This is a genomic window from Anaeromassilibacillus sp. 1001302B_160321_C8, assembly GCF_015554745.1.
Taxonomy (GTDB): Bacteria; Bacillota; Clostridia; order Oscillospirales; family Acutalibacteraceae; genus Anaeromassilibacillus; species Anaeromassilibacillus stercoravium.
The window spans coordinates 1-19,559 of the sequence record NZ_JADNJD010000004.1; the positions used below are offsets into that span (position 1 = coordinate 1).

A 19,559-nucleotide genomic window follows, 5' to 3' on the forward strand; every position below is an offset into this window, starting at 1 on the left:
ATCGTGAAGGTGTACGTGCAGCCGTCCGCTGCAAACTCGATGTCCTCGCCGTTGAGCTGCGCTCCGGAGAACGCGCCGTCCGTCGGGGTGAAGGTGAAGGTCAGCTCTTCGCCCGGCTGTACCTTCGCGCCGTAGATCGCATCTGTGGAGATGATTTCCTCCGCATTGCCCTCGACGCTCATCGATGCGTTGCCGCTCCACTGTACCGTCAGCAGCTGCGGTTCCTTCGGCAGTTCCGTCACATGTACGGATGCGCCTTCTGCGGTATACGGGACCTCTTCGCCATTCCAATCGCTCAGCACGATGTCTTTCAAGCCAAACGTGTAATCGCCTTCCGCCATATCTGCGGATGCGGTAAACTTCGCCGTAAACAGGCTGTCCAGATCCACCGGCAGGCCCGCTTCGAGATCCCAAGAGATGTATCCAAAGTTTACTTCCAATACATCGTCATGGATGCTATAGGACATCTGGTCCTTGATCGCCTCGTTCGGCGTAACCTCTGTGCAGGTCATGCCTTCCGGATACGTCATGATCATCTGCAAGCCTGCCACTGGGCTTTCCAGCGCATCCAGGCCGCTGATCGTGCCCTTCACTTCAAACTCGCTGCCTGCTGCTACCGTCTCCGGTGCTTGCAAGCCGAGTTTTACACTTTTTTCTCCTACCGGTGTAGCCGGCTCGAACTCTGCCGTTACAGTCACACCATAACCAGGCATGACAAATGTATTGTTCTCAACAGGTACCGTTGTCTCTGGATCATCCGTCTTATACACCTTTAACGTGCCGTCCTTCAGACGATAGCTCGTCGCAGGAGTCACAGTCAATTCGATGGTCTCCCCTTCGGAAGCCTTTTCCGAAGAAACCGCGATTGCCCCATTCTCCGTAGGTGCTACTGCAACATCATACTCATACGGCTCAATCACAAAATCATCGAACATTATCCATTCCAATGTCCCATTCTTTGCCTGCGTATAAATTTCAATATGCATCTGCCCATTGGTTACGGGAACATCCTCAATCTCAACCTGTGTCCATTCGGAATTTCCGGCGGAGAGATCCACATATTTAAGCCCGCTTCCAGTGGAACCTTGCCCAAAGTCCTTGACGACAAAGCAAGCCGCACAGGGATCGGCAGTCGAGCTCGTAAACGGCGTATTTTTCACCCAAACAGATGCACGATACATTCCGTTCGGAAGGTTCTTTACGATCTGGTAAGTACTGCCGTCGTAGCCGTTGCTGCCCCAGTGCATTCCGTACCAATCGCCGCTGTGGGCCCCGCCCAGGTCTGGTTTACTTTCCACATAGAAATTGCCACTTCCACCGGTCCGATGCCAAATTTCCCATCCCTCTGGCTGCTGCCCATTATAGGTAGACAATTCGAAGGATGCGTTATAGACGAGGGACGTTCTGGGGATCGACAGGTTGAATGGTACTTCCTTTGTGTCGCCGGAGGAATTCTTCAAAACGATGGTGCCCGAAATGGAGCCCTCTGTATCGTCCGTTGCTTCTGTCTTCTGAAAGTCCGTGATCGAGGCGGTCATCCCATCATAGGAATCCAACATATCCTCTACTTCCGCCAACAGGGATTCCTCTGTAATGCCGTTATCCAGCATCATCTCTCCCAGGACGCTCTCCACCATGGATGCAATCGCATCCATATCCTTGCTCATCTCGATGTTGAAGTCGTCAAAGTAGATGTACTCGCCAGCTGCGGCATCGGAGTAAATCTCCAAATGCATCTTACCGCTGGTCACCGGGATGCCTTCGATCCGGATCTCGGTCCATTCGTCCGTCTGTGGAATTTCTGCGTACACAAGCCCCTGATCGCTCGGCTGGAAATTTTTCGCCACCAAACATGCGGAGGCCGGGTCCCCTTCCTTAGTGTGCTCACTGGCTTTCACCCAAACGGAAACGTCATAAACGCCATCCTGCAGATCGCTCAAACTATAGTACAAGCCGCCGCAATAATCTGCGTCGCCCTTTTGTACCGCATAGTAATCGCCGGAATGGGCATCACCCTTCTCAACATAGAAGTTTTCCAGCTTGTTTTCATTCGCCCATTCATCCCATACCAGGGCATCCAATTCTCCTTCGCTTTCACCCTCCGTGGTCAATTCAAAGGAACTGTTGGGGATTCTGGATTCGGGGATATAACGGATAGCGGGAGCTTCTACAAAGTCCGCCTCCTCGCCAATTCGAATCGCAAGGCCAGGCTCGGAATAATCCTCCGTTTTTGCGCTCAGGCCGATGCGTGCAAGCAACTCTCCGGAGAAAGTAATGGTCTTCCCATCCTCGCTGATGGTCACGCCTTCTGCATTGGTGATATTCTCAGCGGTGTCGCCCATCAGATCCTGCGCATAGATTTCCTTGCCATGCAAATCCTGGTTGAACGTAAGGGAAAGGTTGTTGTAATAGCCGAATACGCCGATCAGCCCGGTGAGATCGCCGGCATTCAGAGCAACGTCTGCCTTTGCAACCTGATACCCCGTATCGGTCGAAGTCCGGCCATATGTACCGACGCTGATGGCGCCATTCGGGTTACGGCTAGCTGCCACAAAGGGCTTCTGACCGCCGTCCACCGCCGTTACAACCGGCATATCAATTCCGCGCGCAATGACAGCCGGCGCCTTCTGGGTCACTTCGCGGCCCTGCACCCGGCTCCAATCCCAGGTGTCCTCCTGGCTGTATACCCAGGTATCCGCTAACGCTTCATCGGAAATAACGGTCTGATAAGCGTCGATGCGATATGCAGGGGCAATACGCTGCCACATGGTGGCACGCTGCACTTCATCCAGCATTTTTCGAATCGGACGTGTTTCCGTAAACGTTTCATCGCCGCCAAAGAAGATGTTCGGCAGGCTACCGGAACTTGCATCTCCAATGTCATAGCGCATCACGCCGAAGATCAGTCCTAGTGCAGAACACATATAGACTTCGTCTTCGCCGTTAATCAACCCCAATTGACGGCCATTGGTGTAGGCCTGCTCCAATTGGCGTCCAATGCGCTCAAACGTCGTGGCAATGGACAAATTTCCGTTGACATCGTACGTACGGTACACATCGGAATAGCTGGCACAATAGGCGCTCCAATCGACATTGCCTTCGGAGAGGCGCGTACCGTTGTCCGCATCGCTATTGAGCGTTCCATAACCGGTGATATGTTCAATGACCAGCTCCGGATAGATTTCATCCGCCAAGTCGCTGACCATCTGCCGCCATCCGGCGTCGCCCGAATGATTTCCCCAGTCGATCTTCCAGTAATCCACACCGGCGTATTTGCTCCATTCCAAGCGTTCCCGCCAATAGTCCTCATTCCAGGTCCCATCCTGTTCGCTGGACATCTCACTCGCGCAGACCCAGACGCCCGCGCCCTTCCAGCCGGCATTTTCGATGTTCTCAACCAAGGTCTTTAGCCGGTCTTGGGGCGTATCGCCATAATCCGGAAATTTATCCGGGCTGACAAGGAAGCTGCCAAAATAGCTGCCGTTTCCTCCCTTGGGGAGATCCCAGCCGTCATCCAGCAGGAAAATCAGATCTTGTTTGGAATCCTGATAAGCTGTGTTTACCCAGCCATTTTCACCAAACAACTGCTCATGGTTTAACATATCCCGCGGGATATTGGAATCCATTGCAGGCGTATAGTCGTCACTGTACGCAGCCCAATCCTGAAAACTCCACGTGCAAACATAGTTTGGTGTTTCCGTATTTGGCTCGTCCGGGATTAAATCGACCGGTTCTGTAGCTGCGGCAGCAGGGGCCTTTCCTGCTGTTTGGACGCTTGCCATTGCTGAAACAGGAAGCATCTGCATCAACAGACAAAGGACGACCACCAGGGATATCCATCTCTTTTTTTTCAAACCTTCCACTCCTTTTCTCTAACTCCTTAAATCCCATAAGGGCACAGAAAATCCCAATAGATTCTCTTAGCCCTTTGCCATTATGCGGCCCAAAAGCACGGCACGCCATGCATGACGGCGAATCGGAAATCTATGGGAAAAATGTTTTTACATAGCTCCATCATAGGCCGCATATAAGCGCTGCTTTTCTCCCCCCTTCCCTATCCGATCCATTTTCTAAGTAACCATTCTATATTTTAACATCCATGTAATAAATATTCAATCTTAACTATTTTACAAAACGAAATGATTGTTTTTAGGTTATTTTTATAATTTGCGTACACAGTTAATTTTAATATGGGCTCTTTGCCTGCGGAACTACCAGCAAAAAATATATATGTTTATGCTAAGGCCATACAAAGAGCTGGAAAAAAGATGGGATTCTATTCCGGCGATTCCCAGCAAGAATAAAGCCTCTAATAAATGACGAAACTGTCTATAAGTGACTTGCAAGGATTCCAACGTTCTTCGCAAACAATTTTTTGCACTTACGCGATTCCGTATCGAGGAATGCTGCTTCGCTACGTCATCTATGCACTCTATGTACAGGCCTTTGAATCATACGATTCTCGTCGCTTGTCCGCTTTTATCCTATCGGAATGATTGGGGGATCGTTCATCATGGAGAAGCACATTCTGATCCTGGCGACCACCCACGACTTCCTTTGGAAATTCGAGCGTGAGGACGTCAAACGATTGCAGCGCATGGGCTACATCGTGCATTACGCGACAAACACCCTAGAGCCCCATTATGTCTCCTATCAGAAAGAAATTCAAAAAATGGGCGTGTTCCTGCACCACATCGACATTGCCCGGTCCCCCTTCGTTTGGCAGGATAATCAACGGGCGCTGCATCAGCTTTTGCAGCTGATCCATCGCTATTCCATTCAAGCCATCCATTGCCACACACCGGTGGGCGGGCTTTTGGGACGCTTCGCTGGAAAGTTGTGCCGGGATCGGGATCTAATTGTGATCTACACGGCGCATGGATTCCATTTTTACAAGGGGGCGCCTCTGTTCAATCGATCGGTCTATTATCAAGTGGAAAAAATTCTGGCACGCGATACCGACATCCTGATTGTGATCAATCAGGAAGATTACCAAGCCGCCCAAACCTTTCGATTAAAGCCCAACGGCCTCCTCTATCATATTCCCGGCATAGGGCTTGATCTGGATACATTTCAACCTTTCTCCGAGCAGCAGCGTGAATCCCTGCGGGAAAAGCAAGGGATTGGAAAGGACGATTTTTTCCTGGTCTCCATTGGGGAACTCAACGAAAACAAAAATCAGAAAATCGTCCTGGAAGCTCTGGCGGAGATGAAACGACGCCAAAAGCATCTGAAACACCTTCGATACGGCGTCTGCGGGGATGGGTTCCTTCGGGAACGCATGGCGGGATGGATCGGGGAAATGGGACTGACCGAAAACGTCGCCTTGTACGGCTATTGTACCGACATCCCAAAAATCCTCGGCTGTGCGGACGCTTCCATTCTTCCCTCCAAGCGAGAGGGATTGGGGATGGCCGGTCTGGAATCGCTAGCAATGGGGGTCCCGGTCATCGCAGCGGACAACCGCGGGACTCGGGAATATATGAAACACGGGCAAAATGGGTTTGTCTGCCGCCACAACACAGCGGAAGAATTCCGGGAAGGAATTGAAACCATCCGAAAGCTGGACGGGCCCAAAAAAGAGAACATGAAGGCCCTTTGCAGGGAATCCGCAAAACCTTTTGCCAAAAGCCATACAAACGCCCTCATGCAGGAAATATATTCCGAAGTGAGCAAGCGGATCGAACGGAGCGTCTATGAAAAACAATATAAAAATCAGCGTCATCATGGGGGTATATAATCCGGCCTCGCAGGAACGCCTCTTCCGCTCCGTGCAGTCTGTGATCGACCAGAGCTTTGCAGAGTGGGAGCTCCTGCTCTACGACGACGGTTCACAAGCCCCCTTCACATCTTTGATTCAAGCAGCGGCAGCGTTGGACCCTCGCATCCTTTTGCTACACGGCCAGCAGAACCGCGGACTGGCCCACGCGCTGAATGTCTGCATCCGTTCGGCTTCCGGTTCTTATATCGCCCGGATGGACGATGACGACGTTTCCAAGCCGGACCGCTTTCAAAAGCAATTGGACTTTTTGGAAACGCATTCACAATATCAGTGGGTGGGTTCCCTTGCGGAATTGGTGGATTCCCACGGCGTCTGGGGCATCGAATCCGTGCCGGAGACCCCGCAAGGCAGGGATTTCCTTTGGAATTCCCCGTATATCCATCCTTCCGTCCTGTTTCGGGCAGGGGTGTTGCTCGGACACGGAGGATACGACCCATCCAGTTCCGTGGTTCAGTGCGAGGACTATGAATTGTTCATGCGGCTTCACAGCCGGGGAAACCAGGGATACAACTTGCAGGAACCCCTTCTGCAATACTGGGAGGACCGCGAATCCTATCGCAAGCGGACCTACCGGCGGCGCATTCGGGAAATGAAGGTGCGGTACCATGGGTTCCAGGACCTGGGCATTTTGCGTCCAGGGACGTTTTTTTATGTGATGAAGCCTCTGCTGGTGGGCGCGGTTCCGGCTTCCGCTCACCATTCGATCAAACATTGGAGGAAGAAGAAACCTCAGCAGATGCCAAAATAAGGGAGAGACAACCAAGCATGAGGGACGCACAGCAAAACCGGCTGGAACAATACCGGGACGATCTCAAGGGGAATCCCGCCATGGAGCGGCGCATCCGGGGATTACCCGCCGCGGGGAACGACCCGATGGCGGCCGTCTGCCAATATGTATTGGCGCCGGCCCTGGGAGGATTTACCCTGTGGCTTCTCTACCATACCCTGAAAAGTGGGAAACAACGGCTCTATTTTCTGGCGCGGGACGGGTATCTGATGTCCCGGGCTGCGCTTCTCTTTTGCGAAACGTTGCAGCTTCCCCTCGTCTGCCGGTACCTGAGCTGCTCGCGCTATTCCCTGCGGATTCCCTTCTTTCATCTGGATCAGGGGGCCGCCCTCGATGCAATCTGCCGGGGCGGAATCCACGTTACGCTCGATCAGATTCTCGCGCGGGCAGGGCTCACCGAACAAGAGCGGAGGCTCGTCGCCGGGGCGCTCTCCCTTCCGTGGAAGGCCGGGGACGTGATTCCCTACGCCAAGTTACAAGAGGTCCGCCGCCGTCTGCAACAGTGCGAGCGCTTCCTCGACTCGATGGACCGTCATTCCCGCGCCGCCATGCCCGGATTGGCCGGATACCTGCAACAAGAGGGATTGCTGGAGGAAGTGCCAGACGCGATCGTGGACAGCGGCTGGGTGGGTTCCATGCAGATGGCCTTAAACGAAGTCCTTGCTTCCATGGGACGGACAAAGCCATTGGAGGGGTACTACTGGGGCCTGTATGCCCTGCCCCCTGGCGCGGACCGTGGCGCATACCATTGCTACGATTTCGCGCCCGATCATGGCCTAACGCCAAAAATCTTTTTTAATAACTGTCTATTTGAGGCCATTTTCACCGCTCCTCACGGGATGACGACCGGATACCGCCGGATGGGGGAACAATATCTCCCGCATTATGGACTCTCCGATGCGCACAGGAATGCGTTTGTCCATCGGCTGGAACGCCTGATGATGCCTTACATCGAACGGCTGGCAGACGAGACCAGGGAAACCGGCCTGCAGCCGGAGGCCATTGCGCGCGACAGGGAAACCATCCAGCGCTTGCTGGCAAGGTTTATGACCACCCCCTCCAAAGCGGAGGCGGAATGCTTTGGAAGCCTTCCCTTTTCGGACGACGTTTTGGAGGGCGGAGAACAACCCCTTGCCGCCCCGCTGACGGAAAAAGAACTCGCAGAAAACCATTTATTCCATAAGCTCTTTGCCCTTTCCGGAAAAATAAAAAAGCCGGTACGGGAAAGCGCCTGGTATGAGGGGAGCGTCGTGCGCTGTGGAAAGCATATCCGCTATCATTTGTGGCAGTATACCCTCTATAAATGGATGCGGTATAGCAAAAAGCAGATGCAAACTCGAAGAGGGAAACGGAGGGATCGCAAACATGATTGACGCACAACAGGGAAAGCAATATGCGTTTGTCATCCGGCAGTTGACGGCCAGGGAACTCAAGCGAAAATATGCCCGCTCCTATCTGGGAGTCATCTGGAGCGTCCTGAATCCCCTTCTCTCCATGGTGGTCCTCTCCCTGATCTTTTCCCAACTGTTCCGCCGCTCCATCGAAAACTATCCCATTTATTACCTGACCGGCAACATCCTATGGCAGGCATTCACAGGGGCCACCAATGCCTCCATGACCTCCCTGGTGGACAATAAAATGCTGTTGCTCAAAGTCAAATTCCCCATGGAGTTGTTTATCCTCACCCGGGTGTATACCGCCCTGATCAATCTCGGCTATTCGCTCATCGCCTATGTCATCATGCTCTTTGTATTCCAGGTATCGCCCAAATGGACCATGCTCTTTTCCCCATTGATCATTCTCTTCCTGTTTCTGTTTTCTCTTGGCATCTCCTACATGCTGGCCACCGCCTACGTCTTTTTGGGGGATGTGAAGCACCTGTATACGGTGCTGCTGACCATCTGGATGTATTGCTCTGCGATTTTTTACCCGGTCGAGCAGCTTCAGGGGATTATCCGGGTGGTAATCTGGAACAACCCGCTCTATACATTCATCCACTGCATGCGGAAAGTCGTGATGATGGGGGCGCTGCCGGAGCGCATCGAATGGTTCCAGATGCTATTTTGGAGTCTGGGCGTCTATGTCATCGGTTCTTTAATCTTTCAAAAGAACCGGAATCGGATTATGCAGAAACTTTGATGGAGGCGGGTGTTCAAATGCCATCCGAAAACAAGCCAGCCATAGCGCAAGGGCAAAAAAGCAAACCAGAACCCGCCATTGTCGTAAGCCATGTAAGCATGCTGTTCAAACGGGCCAAAGATGAGGCCACCAGCGTCAAAGAGCTTCTGGTGCGGGCCGTACGGGGACAGAACCACTACGAGATGTTCAAGGCATTGGATGATATTAACTTGACCATCCAAAAAGGCGAAGTTGTCGGCATCATCGGTACGAACGGCTCCGGAAAAAGCACCTTGCTCAAGATCATCTCTGGGGCGCTGATTCCCACCCGCGGCAAGGTGCTGGTGGACCGAAAAAGCGTTCAGCTTCTCACCCTTGGGACGGGTTTTGATCCCGAGCTGACCGGCCGGGAAAACGTCTATTTAAATGGCGCGATCATCGGATACCCCAAGAGCTTCATCGATCAAAAATACCGCGCGATTGTCCAATTTGCGGAGTTGGAGGGTTTCATGGAGGAAAAGGTACGCAACTATTCCTCCGGCATGGTCTCGCGTCTTGGCTTTGCCATTGCGACCATCCGGGATACCCCGGAAATTCTCATTCTGGATGAAGTTCTAAGCGTGGGCGACATGTTCTTCCGGCAAAAAAGCGAGGCCCGTATCCGCGAAATGATCCACGGCGGTTCCACGGTCCTGATGGTCTCCCATTCCACCTCGGTCATTCAAGCCAATTGCTCCAGGGCTGTCTGGATTGAAAAGGGCCGCCTGCGGGCGGATGGCAATCCAAAAGAGGTCTGCCGCGCTTATGAAACATTGAAGGAGATGTGAGCATTGAAGGCGTGGATCTATCATCTCCTGGTCAACCGGGTGCCCGGAATCCGGGACCGGTATCTCCACCAAAGGCAAAACACCACCGCGCGCTGGAAGGTTCTTTTCTATCTGCTGTGGCTGAACGTTCAGTACTACCTTCTGTTCCGGCGGAGCTTGGGGCGCCCGGAACGCTTTCCTTTTTATGAGGAAAAGCGTCTCTACAGCGGCGGAAGCGAATCGTCCCTCAGCGAGCGGGAATCCCCGGAGGCCTTTGCCGCGAAGCTGATGGCCTTCGACGTGATTTCTATGGATGTATTTGACACGCTCCTGTTCCGGCCCTTCTCCGAGCCGGCGGACCTGTTTTATCTAGTGGGCATGGAGCTGTGCTATCCCGACTTCCGGCAGATCCGAATCGATGCGGAAGAACAGGCGCGGAAAAACAAGCAAAGGGAAACCGGTACGCGGGAAGTCACCTTTCAAGAGATCTGGGAAGAGATAGAGCGGGAAACTGGAATTCCGAAAGAACGCGGCATGCAGGTGGAAAGCTCGTGGGAACTGCGGTGTTGCTTCGCCAATCCGTACATGCTCCGCGTCGTCAAGGCTCTGCAAGCGCAGGGAAAAGCCATTGTTGCAACTTCCGATATGTATCTACCCTCTGGTTTCATCCAGGAATTATTGCATCAATGCGGCTATGGAACCCTTTCCAATGTGTTTGTCTCCTGTGAATTTGGCGCGTCCAAAAGCGACGGCCATCTCTACGAGAAAATCCGAAAGCGCTTCGGCGAAGCGAAATCTTATGTGCATGTGGGGGACAACCGCCATTCCGATCTGCAAGAGGCCCAACGTCACAGGATGCAAGCGATCCTCTATCCCAATGTTCATCAGCAGGGGAACCGCTTTCGTCCGGAAGACATGTCCTCCATCACTGGCAGCATCTACCGCGGGATCGTCAACGCGCAGATGCACAACGGGCTTTCCTCCTATTCGCGGGAATACGAATATGGCTTTATCTACGGAGGGCTATTCGTAACGGGATACTGCCAATTTATCCATGATTATGTAAAAGCGCATGGCACTGAGAAAATCCTATTCCTGTCAAGGGACGGTTCGGTTTTGATGCAGGCATACCGGCGGATGTATCCCGATGAAACAGAGACAACCCAATATGTCTATTGGTCCAGGCTGGCAGCCACGAAGCTGACAGCCGGTTACTATAAAGAGGCGTATTTCCGCAGGTTCCTGTTTCACAAAACCGATCAAACGTATACCGTCCGGCAGATCCTGGAGAGCATGGAGCTTGGCCATCTCTTAGAACCGCTTTGCCATACAGTGGAAATCGAACCGGACGCGGAATTGACGTATAAAAATGTCGGAAGGATTAAAAAATATTTCATGGACGCTTGGGAACAGGTTTTGGACGCCTACCAGGAACAGGTGGACGCGGGAAAAGCCTATTATTCCCAGGTCTTGCAGGGGTGCCGTAGTGCCGCAGCGGTCGACATTGGCTGGGCAGGCAGCGGGGCCATTTCCCTTGACCACGCCGTAAACCGCCTGTGGGGGCTCCACTGCGACATCACCGGGATTTTGGCCGGGACCAATTCCTGCTATAGCCCGGAGCCCGACACAGGAGAAGCCTTCCTGTTCCAGGGGAAGCTGGTCAGCTATCTGTATTCTCAAAGTGAAAACCGCGATCTTTGGAAATTCCACGACCCGGCGCAGAATCACAACCTCTATTGGGAACTCCTGCTCGGCGCGCCGGAGGGAAGCTTGAAAGGCTTTTACTGGGATCGAAATGGACACTGTGAATGCCGTTTCAAAGAATCCCGGGCCGATGCCGCACGGATTCGCGAAATTCACCGGGGAATTCTGGATTTTGTCCAGCAATTCTTGGAAGTGGAACGCCGCCTTGGGTGTTCCATCCCCATCCATGGGCGGGATGCCTATGCGCCCATGCTCAGCGTGTGCAGCCGAAAAAACAAAGCGTTTCGAAAAGGTCTGGAGGGGTTGATGGATGAAATACACATCGCCTAGCATATCGGACAAGCCGCTCGTCCTATACCATGCGGTGAGTTCCTACCAGCTGTTGGAGGTGATCCTGCACCGCATGACCTACCACAGCCGGGAACGGGCCGTGCTGATCCTTCCGGACTTCATCACCCAAAAGTACCCGCAATATAAGAAACTGGTGACACGGCGTCTGTTCAACGAGGTGTATCTCTTCCCCTATCTCCACATTCTGCACCGGGAGGAGCAGCAGATCTTGGAAGATGTGAAGCTGTGTTATGAGCAGATCATCCCCCACCCCATCACAGATTTCTCCGAAATCTATGTGGCGGGGGCGCACTTTTATTTTTCGCTCTACTTGATTCAAAACCGGATGCCCTTCCACTTTTTTGAAGATGCAGCGGGGATGTTGAGCCGGTCAAACGAACTGTACGAAACCTTGGCCGCAAGTTTCCCCACCCATGCGAGGATCGCCCGCAAGCACCGGTTGTTCAACGGCGAAAATCCCTACATTTGCAGCGTCATCTGCCTAAAAAAGGCGCAGACCATCGACGTCTCCGGGGAGCGGTATGTGGACTTCTCCGTGGAAGAAGTCCTACAAAATCTGCCGGAACGGAAGCGGAACCATTTGATCCACTTCTTTCTCAAGCACCGCCTTTGGACAAAGGCGGAAGCCATCCTATTGACGCAGCACTTTGCCAACCTCAATATGATGAGTGAAGAGGAACAGATTCGCTCCTACAAACTCCTGCGGGTCAACGTCCTTCAGGACGTCCCCCTCATCATCAAAAAGCATCCGGACGATTTCTTAAACTATCGGAAAATCTTCCCGGACGCGGAATGCATCAAAGAGATCTTCCCTGCGGAATTGCTCCCCTATGTGTTTTGGCACAAACCTACATCCATCTACACATTCGATTCCACCAGCTGCGAAAATCTCGGGAACCATTTTTTGATTCAGAAAATCGAGAGGAAATCCTATGCTGAATAACAAAGTTTTGCTTGTTGTGAATTCCGTCTATCAGCTTTTCACCGCTGTACACATGAAGCGAAGCATCCTCGCGGAAAAGGAGGCCGACCTGCTTGTGACGGACGTCACCTCTGTTCTACACACATACATCCCCCGTCTTAAGGAGACGGGGCTATTTGCCCAAGTGATCTTTGGAAAGACGAAGGAGTGGAACCAAAAATACGCGGCGGCAAAAGGGGGCACGCTCGACGAAGGCTTTCAGAACGCCTCCCACACCCTGCGCTGGATGCTGAACGAAGAGCTTGCAGACTATTCGGAAGTCTATTTTTCCAACTTCGATCCATTTATCCGCATGTTGGCGTGCCAATTCGACCGCCCTTCCTGTGAATTCATCTGGTATGAGGATGGCTTTTCAACCTATGTGATCGACTATCTGCGGGAAGACCGCGCGCCGATCAACCGCCATCCGGCGGGAAGGAAAATCCGGGAGAAAGTGCGCCGGGTACTGCTCTATGAACCGCACCTCGCCTTGCGTGGGGACCACCTCATCAACCAGGCTCTTCCTAAAGTCGACCGGAACGATCAGGAATTAAAGCTTCTGCTCAACTATATTTTCGATTACCAAAAGCCCGAGGAGCGCATGGATTTCATCTTTTTGGAGCAATCCTTCCGCGCCGAGGGCATCCAAACCAACGACCTTGCGTTGATGCGGCTTTGCCAGCAGGCCGTCGGCCCCGGCCGGTTCCTGGTAAAGCCCCACCCGCGCAACCCGGAAAACACCCCCTTTCAATTGGGCCTGACTAGAAAATATCCCACCGAAGCGCCCTGGGAGCTGTTTCTATTCAATGAAAACCCGGAGCATTGCACAACGATCACCGTCTGCTCCAACGCAGCGCTCACCAGCCGTATTGTATTCGGGATGGATGTCAATACGGTCATGCTGTACCGTCTGTTTGAGGGCAAGATCCTCTGGAAGGAAGACGCTATCCTCAAACAATATCTGCGCAAGTTCCGCCGGCAGTTTGCCGGAAACAACTATTACGTACCGCAAACGGTCTATGAGCTCCAGGATATTCTCATGTATTTAGGAGGCCGCCATGAACCAACCGATCAAAGTTTCCATCATTATTCCCGTGTATCAGGTCGAAAACTATCTTGAGCGGGCTGTGGATTCCGCCATTGCGCAAACCCTGCCAGAAAAGGAGATTATCTTGGTGGACGACGGCAGCGACGACGCTTCCCCGCAAATCTGCGACCGCTACGCCCAGGAGTATCCGGATTTGATTCATGTCATACACAAGGAAAACGAGGGGCTCGGGCTGGCCAGGAACACCGGCGTGCGGGCCGCCAGAGGCGAATTCATCGCTTTCCTTGACTCAGACGACACCGTCGAGCCAGAGATGTACGAGGAACTGTATCAGAAGGCCGTCGAACAGGACGACGACATTGTGATGTGCGATGTAAAAATCATTTACGTCGACGAAAACAGAACCAGCATTGTGTCATCCTATCCGCGCGAGCAGATCGACCTATCCGACTATATTGCCAATGGGAACAACATCACCTATAGCGTCAACAAGCTCTTCCGGAGGACCATCTGGGAAGAAAACCAGTACGAAAAAATGTTGTTTGAGGACATCTCCCTGATTCCCTCCTTGATTACCCGTTACCCGCGGATCGGTTACGTCCCCAAGCCCTTCTACAACTACTACCGGCGAGCCAACACCATTTCCACTTCCCTGGTGGGGAATATGGTCGACATCATCCAGGCCTTTCGGAATTTTATCGAAACCAGCGACCAGGACTACCGGGAAGAAGTGATCTATTGCGTCGCCAAGCAGCTGTATTGGAATATGATGCAATCCAGGGTGCTCTTCCGGGCGGATTTCATCGACCTGCTCAAAGAGTATCAGAAAGATTTCCTGCTCAATCCGTATCTTGCCAAGGATGGGAAGACGCGCAGCATCCTGGATTTCCTGCGGGAGGAGATCATCCCGGACAAAATCATCTGCGTACATTTTGGCCGTCCCCTCCCAACCGAATTTTTGGAGGAAATCCAGGAAACCCTTCCAAAGACCAAACTGATCGACGCGGACGAGCGCTATTTTGCGCAGGAACAGCTTCCGGAAAATGTACACCAAGCCTGGGATGCGGGATATGTCTCCTATGTGGAGGAATACTGCGCGCTGAAGATTCTGTGCGCGGAGGGCGGGATCGTCCTCACCCCGGACATGCACGTCCAATTGAACTTAAAAAAATTGCGTCTCAACCGGATCTTTTTCGGGTTTGAAAACGAAGAGGAATTGACCACCGGCTGCTTTGGGGCGGTCAAGGGGCACTACGTGATTCAGGCCCTGCTCAGCACCTATGAGATGGACACCATCTTCAACAAGGCCTTTCTTCCGCTAAAAGACCGCCTTCGGGATTTTCTCGTCCTCCATTTCCATTTAAAGGTAAATGGCCGCAAACAGCTTTTAAAAAAGGAAATCCAGGTGTACCTCCCCAGCGTGCTCGCCTACGACATGAAGGACGGGGAAAATTGTTGCAAAATCGGGGCGTATCCCGTCCCGGATGGATACGAACTGATCAGTGGGCCCGTATTAAAAATGTGGTCGGACCGCCTGCTGGAAAACTGGAACCTCTACAAGCAGGAGCTGAACCGGAAGCCGTCCGTTCCCGCGAAAGCAGCGCCCGCCAAGCCTGCCCCAGCGCCTGGAAAAGTACCCCCGCCGGATTGGTACCAAAAGGAGCTGGACCGGCGCATCCAGGAGGTTGTGGACACCTACGAACACTCCACAAGCTGGCGGATTACCAAGCCGATCCGCGCCATCGGCAATTTCTTAGGAAGGTGAGGAAACCGTTATGCGCACCATCGCAATCATTCCAGCACGATACGGTTCCAGCCGGTTTCAAGGAAAGCCCTTGGCGGATCTCTGTGGAAAGCCCATGGTCTGGTGGGTGTACAACCAGGTGTCCCAATCGAAAAAAATTGACGCCGTCTATGTGGCCACGGACCATGCGGCCATCCAGCAAGCTTGCACAGAGCTTCACATCCCCTGCCTGATGACGTCGCCCGCAAACCGGACCAGTACGGAGCGCATCTACGAGGCCGCACAATCCCTTCCGGCGGACATTTATCTCTGCATCAACGGGGACGAGCCGCTGATCGACCCGAACATCGTCGAGCAAGTCATCCCCAACCGGAAAGAGGGGTTCTTCGCCGCAAATCTGATGACCAAAATCCACTCTCCCGTCGAAGTGGTCGATGAGACAAACATCAAAGTAGTGACGGACGAAGCGGACAACGCATTGTTCCTATCCCGCAGCCCGATCCCGCATCCAAAGGCCAGCGTTCACTTCGACTATTATAAACACCTGGGGGTCCTCGCCTATTCCATGGAAGCACTGCGGTTTTTCGCAGAAACCCCCAAAGGGGCCCTGGAAAAAATCGAGGACATCAACGAACTGCGCTTTGTCGAGCATGGGAGAAAGCTCCGTATGATCGAGGTGGACGCGCACACGCTGTCCGTAGATACGCCAAAGGATCTGGATTATGTCCGGGGCGTCCTGCAAGAAAAACTGGAACGGGGGGAAATCAAACTGTGAGCATTCAAGTGTTGGATTGTACACTCCGGGACGGAGGGTATATCAACGACTGGCGGTTCGGCCGCAGGACCATCGCATCTATCTTGGATAAACTGGAAAACGCCAAAATCGACATCATCGAATGCGGGTTCTTAACCGGTATGGTCGAGGAAAAGGAGTGTTCCCTCTTTAACAGCACCGCCGATATTGAAGCAGTGCTGCCAAAACAGCAGAGGAACTCCATGTACGTGGCCATGATCGCCATCGGGGAGAAAGAGCTGCATCCATCCAAACTCGCTCCCTATGATGGAAACAGCATCGATGGGATTCGCCTGACCTTCCACAAAAAGGAAATCGAAACGGCGATCGATTGGGCCAAAATTATCATGGAAAAGGGCTACCGCGTCTTTATGCAGCCTGTGGGGACAGTCTTTTACAGCGACATCGAGCTGCTCCAACTGGTGGAAAAGATGAACCAGCTCAAACCGTATGCATTCTATATTGTAGATACTTTGGGAAGCATGTACCGCAACGAGGTTTCCCACCGCTTCTATCTGATCGATGAGAACATGGACCCCGAAATCCATCTGGGCTTCCATGGGCACAACAACATGCAGCTCGCCTTTTCCAATGCACAGGTTCTGGGGAAGATCCAGACCAAACGCACCCTGATTTTGGATTCCTCTGTCTATGGAATGGGGCGGGGCGCCGGCAACCTTCCTACAGAACTCATCACCCAATATATCAATAAGAATATTTCCTCCCGGTACGATGTGACCATGGTCATGGACATCTACGATGAGTACATCGCCAACATCCGCAAAAAATACGAATGGGGCTATACGATGCCCTACCATATTGCCGCCAACCATGTCTGCCATCCAAATTACGCTGCCTATCTCATCAACAAGCAGACCCTCACCATGAAGGACATCGAAAAGATCATCCAATCCATTCCGGACGCCTACAAAGTTTTGTACGACCGGGTCTTGATTGAACAGCTCTATACGCAGTATCAGAGCCGGAAAATCGACGACAGCGCTTCCGTTCAAACGATCACCGGTTGGATTCGCGGAAAAAAACTCCTGCTTCTGGCGCCGGGAAAAAGCCTTTTATCAAAGTACGAGGAAATTATGGCGTTTATTGGCCAAGAGAAGCCGTTTGTTATCTCCGTCAATTTTTTGGACCCAAAATACCGCATGAACGCCTGCTTTGTCAGCAATCACAAGCGCATGGATGTTATCGGGCAAGAGCTTCAACGTTTCCCAGATATCCACACCATTTTAACCTCGAATATCCCAGATACCGGCCGGGAAGACTGCCTCTATGTGGACTACGACCGCTACACAAATGCGGATGAAATGATCTCCGACAACGCAGGGTTGATGTTGCTGAAGCTATTGGCATATTGCGGGGCGGCCGAAATCTATTTGGCAGGTTTCGACGGCTTCCACCACAAACACAATGGCAACTACTACCGCAGGGAACTCAACTTAAAGGTGAACGAAGAGGAGATCCTGGAAAAACAAATCCGCATCCGAAAGCAACTGGCGGAACTCTCTAAAGCCATCCACATCCACTTTTTAACGCCTTCCGTATACGAATAAAAAAGGCCTACGAGTATCCGCAAAAAAGAGAAGGCCGGTTGCATCCATCAATCGATCTTCTCTTTCATCAAAAACGAAAGGCGCGTTTTGCATATCCTCGAATCGGGTTGCAAAACGCGCCTTTCTATAAAGGGTTCAATCAATCTGTTAAATAAAGGTCAACAGCACAAAGTTCAAAATAAACAATACCGTTGCGCCCCAAAGAATCGGATGAATTTGTTTCGCCTGCTTTTTGCAGATCTTGGTGATGCAATAGAAGATAAAGCCTGCCGCAATACCATAGGAAATGCTGTAGCAGATCGCCATGAAAATACCCGCAAAGAATGCCGGGATTGCCTCGTCAAAATCATCCCATTTAATTTCCTTAAATGCCGACAGCATCATAATGCCGACAACCACCAACGCAGGCGCAGTCGCCGCAAAGGGGATCGCGCTGACAAACGTCGCCAGGAACGCGCTCACTGCAAAGCACAGCGCAACCACTACGCTGGTCAGGCCTGTACGCCCGCCGGCGCCGATGCCTGCGGCGCTCTCCACGTAAGTCGTCGTGTTGGATGTTCCGAGGATCGCGCCGATGGAAGTGGCCGTTGCATCTGCAAACAGGGCCTTGTCCATCTTGGATTTAAAGCCCACACTGGTCTCCATGGTCTTTTCATCCTGATCACTGAAGATGCCCGTACGGCGTCCCGTGCCAATAAAGGTTCCGATCGTATCAAACGTATCCGAGAGGCTGAAAGAGAAAATCGTGACCAACACCAGCGGGATCTTCGACGCATCCGAGAACAGGGAGCCTAAGCCTTCGCTGGTAAAAATCGCGCCAAAGGTCGTGGGCAGCTGCTGGCATGCCTCCGTAAAGCTGATGGTTTCCGTGGTGGTGGTTACGCCCATCGGGATACCCAGCAAAGCCGTCACAACAATGCCAATCAGGATGGCGCCCTTGACTTTGCACACAAGCAGGACAATTGTCAATGCCAGGCCGATCAGGAACAGCCAGAAGGACGGCTGGTTCAAAGTCGCCAACGCAGGCACACCGGAATCAAAAGTAATAATACCCACGTTCAACAAACCGATATAGGCAACAAAAATGCCGATTCCGCCGCCAATGGCATTCTGCAAGCTGCGGGGGATCGCTTTAATGATATATTTGCGGACTTTTGTAACCGTGATAATAATATTGATTAATCCGCAAATAAAGACCATCGACAAGGCTTGCTGCCAGGTAAAGCCGAGTGTGAAGCAAACCGTATAGACAAAAAATGCATTCAAGCCCATTCCTGGCGCCAGCGCATAGGGGACATTCGCCACCAAGCCCATGACCAATGTGCCGATAATGGACGAGATAATCGTTGCTAAAAACACCGCTCCCCATTCCATACCGGATTGGCTCAACAAAGTCGGGTTTACCGCAATGATATAGGCCATTGCGAAAAACGTTGTGAAACCGGCGACAAGTTCTCTGCCTACTGTCGTCCCGTTTTGCTTGAGTTTAAAAAACCTCTCCATAAAGTCCTACCTGCCTTCCTTGTATTTTATCGCCTATGCGTCTCTCTATCACTGTCCCGAAACCATACTCCGCAATGGGTTCTGCTCCACTTCACTTTACAATGACATGCCAAATAACCTTCTTCCCGATTTTCATTTTAAAGCCGCATAGAAGGGACACAAGAGAAACCGCTGGGATATCAGGGTGGATAAACGCTTGGCTCTCTATGAAGCAGAAGCGCTCATTTTGCCTCAAAGACGTTCTATAAACACCATGGGCATAGACATCCTCCAAAATGCCAAACGCCATTTGTCTGACCTTTTCAAAACTCCATCTGTTTCTGGAAGATCGTCATCGATGGGTTACCGGACAGACTTACCCGCCATATAGAACAACAATAGCATGGGAAAAGCG

At 52.2% G+C, this 19,559-nt stretch carries 13 protein-coding genes; 11 read left to right on the top strand and 2 right to left on the bottom strand.

Annotation, left to right across the window (positions count from 1 at the left end):
- The coding region (locus I2E77_RS03810) for an InlB B-repeat-containing protein (protein ID WP_195450667.1) at positions 1–3,854 on the bottom strand (3,854 nt) is incomplete at its 3' end.
- 659 nt (positions 3,855–4,513) lie between these two features.
- Here I2E77_RS03810 and I2E77_RS03815 point away from each other — a divergent pair.
- From I2E77_RS03815 to I2E77_RS03865, 11 genes are read left to right on the top strand one after another with little or no spacing between them, the layout of a single operon-like run.
- Positions 4,514–5,740: a glycosyltransferase gene (locus I2E77_RS03815; RefSeq protein ID WP_191362594.1), complete on the top strand. Its 1,227-nt coding sequence runs from the start codon at positions 4,514–4,516 to the stop codon at positions 5,738–5,740.
- The gene (locus I2E77_RS03820) at positions 5,697–6,530 is read left to right on the top strand and encodes a glycosyltransferase (RefSeq protein ID WP_087233809.1); all 834 of its coding nucleotides are present in this window, start codon (positions 5,697–5,699) and stop codon (positions 6,528–6,530) included. The genes I2E77_RS03815 and I2E77_RS03820 overlap by 44 nt, the downstream gene beginning before the upstream one ends.
- 17 nt (positions 6,531–6,547) lie before the next feature.
- Positions 6,548–7,942: a hypothetical protein gene (locus tag I2E77_RS03825; protein WP_195450668.1), complete on the top strand. Its 1,395-nt coding sequence runs from the start codon at positions 6,548–6,550 to the stop codon at positions 7,940–7,942.
- The gene (locus tag I2E77_RS03830) at positions 7,935–8,708 is read left to right on the top strand and encodes an ABC transporter permease (RefSeq protein WP_195450669.1); all 774 of its coding nucleotides are present in this window, start codon (positions 7,935–7,937) and stop codon (positions 8,706–8,708) included. The genes I2E77_RS03825 and I2E77_RS03830 overlap by 8 nt, the downstream gene beginning before the upstream one ends.
- Positions 8,709–8,725: 17 nt before the next feature.
- Complete coding sequence (locus I2E77_RS03835; RefSeq protein ID WP_237966482.1) at positions 8,726–9,514, top strand: ABC transporter ATP-binding protein; 789 nt, start codon at positions 8,726–8,728, stop codon at positions 9,512–9,514.
- 3 nt (positions 9,515–9,517) lie between these two features.
- A complete protein-coding gene (locus tag I2E77_RS03840; RefSeq protein ID WP_195450670.1) occupies positions 9,518–11,527 on the top strand; it encodes an HAD family hydrolase in 2,010 nt (669 codons plus the stop codon).
- On the top strand, positions 11,508–12,491 hold the full coding sequence (locus tag I2E77_RS03845; protein WP_087233798.1) for a hypothetical protein: 984 nt from the start codon (positions 11,508–11,510) through the stop codon (positions 12,489–12,491). Before I2E77_RS03840 ends, I2E77_RS03845 begins: the two co-directional genes overlap by 20 nt.
- Positions 12,481–13,629 carry a polysialyltransferase family glycosyltransferase gene (locus I2E77_RS03850; protein ID WP_195450671.1) on the top strand — a complete coding sequence of 383 codons (1,149 nt, stop codon included), beginning with the start codon at positions 12,481–12,483 and terminating at the stop codon, positions 13,627–13,629. The genes I2E77_RS03845 and I2E77_RS03850 overlap by 11 nt, the downstream gene beginning before the upstream one ends.
- Positions 13,568–15,322 carry a glycosyltransferase family 2 protein gene (locus tag I2E77_RS03855; protein WP_195450672.1) on the top strand — a complete coding sequence of 585 codons (1,755 nt, stop codon included), beginning with the start codon at positions 13,568–13,570 and terminating at the stop codon, positions 15,320–15,322. Before I2E77_RS03850 ends, I2E77_RS03855 begins: the two co-directional genes overlap by 62 nt.
- Before the next feature lie 10 nt (positions 15,323–15,332).
- Positions 15,333–16,076, top strand: coding sequence for a 3-deoxy-manno-octulosonate cytidylyltransferase (locus I2E77_RS03860; protein ID WP_087233789.1), 744 nt, complete (start codon positions 15,333–15,335; stop codon positions 16,074–16,076).
- Positions 16,073–17,662 (top strand): aldolase catalytic domain-containing protein, encoded by a 1,590-nt coding sequence (locus tag I2E77_RS03865; RefSeq protein WP_087233786.1) that lies wholly within the window; start codon positions 16,073–16,075, stop codon positions 17,660–17,662. The genes I2E77_RS03860 and I2E77_RS03865 overlap by 4 nt, the downstream gene beginning before the upstream one ends.
- Before the next feature lie 147 nt (positions 17,663–17,809).
- Here the strand turns inward: I2E77_RS03865 and I2E77_RS03870 are convergent, their stop codons facing one another.
- Complete coding sequence (locus I2E77_RS03870; protein ID WP_087233783.1) at positions 17,810–19,165, bottom strand: NCS2 family permease; 1,356 nt, start codon at positions 19,163–19,165, stop codon at positions 17,810–17,812.
- Positions 19,166–19,559: the final 394 nt, after the last annotated feature.

Coding starts and splice junctions, on each gene's coding strand:
- I2E77_RS03815 (WP_191362594.1), top strand. CDS start 4,514: ATGGAGAAGCACATTCTGATCCTGGCGACCACCCACGACTTCCTTTGG.
- I2E77_RS03820 (WP_087233809.1), top strand. CDS start 5,697: ATGAAAAACAATATAAAAATCAGCGTCATCATGGGGGTATATAATCCG.
- I2E77_RS03825 (WP_195450668.1), top strand. CDS start 6,548: ATGAGGGACGCACAGCAAAACCGGCTGGAACAATACCGGGACGATCTC.
- I2E77_RS03830 (WP_195450669.1), top strand. CDS start 7,935: ATGATTGACGCACAACAGGGAAAGCAATATGCGTTTGTCATCCGGCAG.
- I2E77_RS03835 (WP_237966482.1), top strand. CDS start 8,726: ATGCCATCCGAAAACAAGCCAGCCATAGCGCAAGGGCAAAAAAGCAAA.
- I2E77_RS03845 (WP_087233798.1), top strand. CDS start 11,508: ATGAAATACACATCGCCTAGCATATCGGACAAGCCGCTCGTCCTATAC.
- I2E77_RS03850 (WP_195450671.1), top strand. CDS start 12,481: ATGCTGAATAACAAAGTTTTGCTTGTTGTGAATTCCGTCTATCAGCTT.
- I2E77_RS03855 (WP_195450672.1), top strand. CDS start 13,568: ATGAACCAACCGATCAAAGTTTCCATCATTATTCCCGTGTATCAGGTC.
- I2E77_RS03860 (WP_087233789.1), top strand. CDS start 15,333: ATGCGCACCATCGCAATCATTCCAGCACGATACGGTTCCAGCCGGTTT.
- I2E77_RS03870 (WP_087233783.1), bottom strand. CDS start 19,165: ATGGAGAGGTTTTTTAAACTCAAGCAAAACGGGACGACAGTAGGCAGA.